Here is a 3,445-nt window from a genome sequence, read left to right on the forward strand (position 1 = left end):
TGGTCAATGGCGGACGCGAGCAATAACGTTTGCCTGCTCGCAAATCCCGGATGACATGAACGAATCCTTCCATCCCTGTAAAATTTGCGACGGGCGGCTTGGTGCCGACAGGTTGGTCGCGGCACCGCGTCATGTCGCAAGCTGGACCGATCTCGACTTTTCGGAACAGATGGCCATGCTCGGTGCACTGGGCACGCATCTGACTGTCGGAACACGCATCGAAGTTGAAGCACCGTTCGGCCATCTGACTCTTTCCATAGGAGAAGTCGAACAAGCGGCCACCATCCATACCGGAAACGGACCAGCTTTTTTTCGTCAGCTCGTGGATCATATCGATCATTCACAATCAGTCGATCTCGCCGTCGCCTTCGTGATGGAAAGCGGGCTCGTCATGTTGGAGCCCTATCTGCGGGATCTGCTGGCTCGTGGAGGGCGGCTCCGGCTCGTCGTCGGTGACTACCTCGACGTCAGTGAGCCGGCTGCCCTGCGCCGCCTGTCGGATCTGCCAGGGGATGCCGCCTGCCATGTGTTCGAGACGGCAGGCGGAAGTTTTCACCCCAAGGCGTGGCTCTTTCGCGCCGCCAACGATACTGGCACAGTGATCGTTGGCAGTTCGAACCTAACCAGGACCGCTTTGTCTCATGGCATCGAATGGAACCTGAGCGTCGCGCGTGAAAGTGACTGGGAACCCGTCGGACTCGCGTTCGAAGAGCTTTTGCTGATGCCGCAGGTGAAGCCGATCACGCCGTCCTGGATCGACACATACGCCGCACGGCGGCGCCGCCAGCCGCTCCCGCAGATGGCGCAGGCGATCGTCGAGGAAGACACGCCGTTGGCCCACCCGGAGCCGCACGAGATCCAACGTGAAGCTTTGGCGGCGCTCATGACAGCGCGCGCCAATGGTAGCCGCGCGGGTCTCGTCGTTTTGGCCACCGGGCTGGGCAAGACGTGGCTGTCGGCGTTTGATGCCGCGGATTTCAAGCGGGTCCTGTTTGTGGCGCACCGCGAGGAGATTCTGGCTCAAGCCATGGCGACCTTCCGGCGCATCCGACCGGAGGCACGTTTCGGCGTCTATTCCGGAACGGCCAAGGATCGCGGCGACGTAATCTTCGCCTCGATCCAGACACTGGGCAAGGCGGATCACTTGCGCCGTTTCGATCCCGAAGCTTTCGACTACATCGTCGTAGACGAATTCCACCACGCCTCCGCCGCGACCTACCGGTGCCTGATCGAACATTTTCGCCCGCAATTTATGTTGGGTCTGACCGCGACGCCGGACCGGACCGACGGGGCGGATCTGCTTGCGCTCTGCGATGACACGCTGATCTATCGCTGTGACATGGCCGAGGGGATCTCCCGTGGCTTCCTGTCGCCCTTCCGCTATTTCGGCGTGCCCGATGACGTCGATTACGCGCAAATCCCGTGGCGCAGCAACCGCTTCGACGAGGAAGCACTAACGGCCGCCGTCGCTACGCAGGCCCGGGCGCAGAACGCGCTGGACCAGCTCCGCCGGCACGGCGAAGGACCGGCCATTGGCTTTTGCGTGTCGCGGCGTCATGCGGAATTCATGGCCGCGTTTTTCAAGGATGCAGGCCTAAGGGCCGTCGCCGTCCATTCCGGCGCGGGATCGGCACCCCGCACATCATCCCTCACTGCGTTGGGTGCCGGAGAGCTCGACATCCTGTTCGCTGTCGACATGTTCAACGAAGGCATCGACGTGCCGCAGATCGGCACTGTCCTGATGCTGCGCCCGACCGAGAGCACGATCCTGTTCCTTCAGCAACTTGGACGCGGTCTGCGCCGGATCGAGGGCAAGGTCCTGCGCGTCATCGACTACATCGGCAATCATCGCAGCTTTCTGACCAAGGCCCGCGCTTTACTGTCGGCCGGTGACGGAGATAAGTCTCTGTCGCAGCGCTTGGATATGCTGGCCGCCGGGAACCTTCCGCTGCCGGCGGGTTGCGAGATCACATATGACCTCGAGGCGCTCGATTTTCTGCGCGCCATGCTGGCTTCCACCGACGCACAGAACGAGGCGGAGGCCTGGTATCGCGTTCATGTGTTGCGGCAGGGGCAGAGGCCGACGGCACTCGCTTTTGCCCAGGCGGGGTTTTCGCCGGCGAAAACCGGCCACGGCGGCTGGTTCGAGTTCGTGCGCGACATGGGGGACGAGGTGCCGCACGCCGTCCTGGCCCAATCAGCGCTGCTGCGCGAGGTCGAACGGCCGGCCCTTCCCTGCCCGGCGGGGCCGGCGCTATTACTGGCCATAGCCACTGGTGATGATGTCACGAGAGAGAGTGTTCGGGCGAAGACGATCGCCGCCCTGCCGTCAGCCTACGCGGGCCATCATCTGCGGCAAGAAGAGGTCGAGACAGCCGCGACCCATTGGCTCATGACACCGATCGTCAGTGAACGAGGCGGCAGGCTTGCGCTGCGCGGTCAAGTGGATGCCGATGTGGTCGCCGCCCTGACAGAGCTGGCAACCTGGCGCATCCCGACCGCAGAGGAAGCCGGTCCTTTCGGGCGTGAGTTCAATGAAGCCCGTCGCCCAATCGGAGCACTGCAACTCTGGCATGAATACATGCGCGAGGAGATCCCGCCGATTTTTGGTCAAGCCTTCAATCCGGGCAGTTGGAACGCTGGGATCGTGAAGATCCCGACCGGTCTCGTCCTGCTGACGACGTTGAAGAAGGGAGGCCTCGCTCAAGGCAACCATTACGAGGATCAGTTTCTGTCGGACCGGCGCATGCAATGGCAAAGCCAGACCAGCACGAAGCAGGAGAGCGAGCGTGGGCGCATCCTGTCGGGGCGCATGCCGGGCAAGGAGATCCACCTATTCGTCCGCAGTTCCAAACTGCGCGGCACGACGGCGGCGCCTTTCACCTACGTCGGCCAACCCCGCTTCATAAGGTGGGACGGAGAGGCACCGATCACAATCGAATGGGAACTACCCGAGGCAGTGCCGGCAGGACTCCACCGGATCTTCGGAATTGAATGATAAGGTCGCCCATGCTTGTTGACGGGATGCACAGGTTACGGCACATCTGGGAGCACACCGCCGGATTCGGACCGGAATCGATGGAAATACCCCTTGTTTTCATAAGTGCCTGCTGACTGGGATCTGCCCCTACCGTCGGAGCCAATAATCTTGAATGAAACCACTTCGACGACTCAAACGTCCCCTTTTGCGACGCTTGTTGCTTTACGCTGAGTCGCCACTGTGGAGAAGGCTCATAGATCAACCTGGGCTACAACATCCTCAGAATCTGTTTCCGTCTTAGTGGCGATTTTAGCGTTGTTCGGCGTTTCCATAACCTGCCCGCCATGTCACTCGTCAGGCTCGCTTACCGCTCCGTCACCTGCGTTCAGGTCAGTAGTCGGCGTTGCTTTGTTTCGCGCCGAGGTTACTCCAGTGGTGCCAATCGTTTCGGTAAGAGAAGCTGCC

The 3,445-nt window shown here is 61.4% G+C and carries 1 protein-coding gene; it reads left to right on the top strand.

Annotation, left to right across the window (positions count from 1 at the left end; all coding sequences use genetic code 11):
* Window positions 1-175 precede the first annotated feature (175 nt).
* Window positions 176-2,998: a DUF3427 domain-containing protein gene (locus tag ACOI1H_RS24320; protein ID WP_422440799.1), complete on the top strand. Its 2,823-nt coding sequence runs from the start codon at window positions 176-178 to the stop codon at window positions 2,996-2,998.
* Window positions 2,999-3,445 lie beyond the last annotated feature (447 nt).

The sequence above is a fragment of the Loktanella sp. DJP18 genome (assembly GCF_049310965.1).
Classification (GTDB): Bacteria; Pseudomonadota; Alphaproteobacteria; order Rhodobacterales; family Rhodobacteraceae; genus Loktanella.